This window comes from Vibrio sp. Y176 (genome assembly GCF_033438945.1).
In genome coordinates this window covers 1-713 of sequence record NZ_JAWOQS010000505.1, presented here as the reverse complement: position 1 = coordinate 713, position 713 = coordinate 1, and the positions used below count along the sequence as shown (strand labels likewise).

General features: G+C 45.7%; 1 pseudogene. It reads left to right on the top strand.

From position 1 onward, the window contains the following. A pseudogene (locus tag R7O13_RS26990) lies at positions 1-713 on the top strand (GGDEF domain-containing protein); the annotation flags it as partial.

The following is a 713-nucleotide window of genomic DNA, read 5'->3' as shown; positions in this document are numbered from 1 at the left end:
GCTTGGCCGTATTGCGGTATCTCGGTTTATACCGATGTAGCGAAGCCAACGCATGGTATCGCTCTTTCTAATTACCATACCATCCGATTAAAGCTTCATTATGAAGAGGCGGGCAATGGGCAAAACCCAAGCCATGACTTGCGTCTTTATCTGAGAAACTACAATCCGGAATACTCGAAACCGGATGATGAATACACTATCAAATACAATGGCATGCAGTTTTCTCCATCGAATTTTAGTGAAACCATCGAGATTCCGATTAAGAACTTACAGGTAATGACCTGGTGGCTTGCGGATAACAAGGTCGATATTGAACATTCTGCGCCAGAGTTTTCGAACATTACGCGTATTGATATTGCCACTGGTTCGGGTGCTGCGCTTGGTCAGCACAAAATTGTGATTGATAAGATCGAATTTGAAGGTGCCTATCTTGCACAAGAAACGTTGTTGTTTGCTCTATTGTTTTCTTGGATGGCTTTAGGGCTGGCTTTCTCTCTGCATGAACTACGGAAAAACAGAGCGGCGTATGAAAAAGCGAAGCGTCGTCATCGTCATCTAGAAAAAGTGAATGGCACTTTGCGCGCACAGAATTACGAATTTGCCGAGTTGGCGCACCGAGATGCGCTAACCGGAGCGATGAACCGTCATGCTGTACAAACTTGGTTAGAACAGCAAGCACGCCAAGTACGTTGGGGGCACTCGACGTTGAGCAT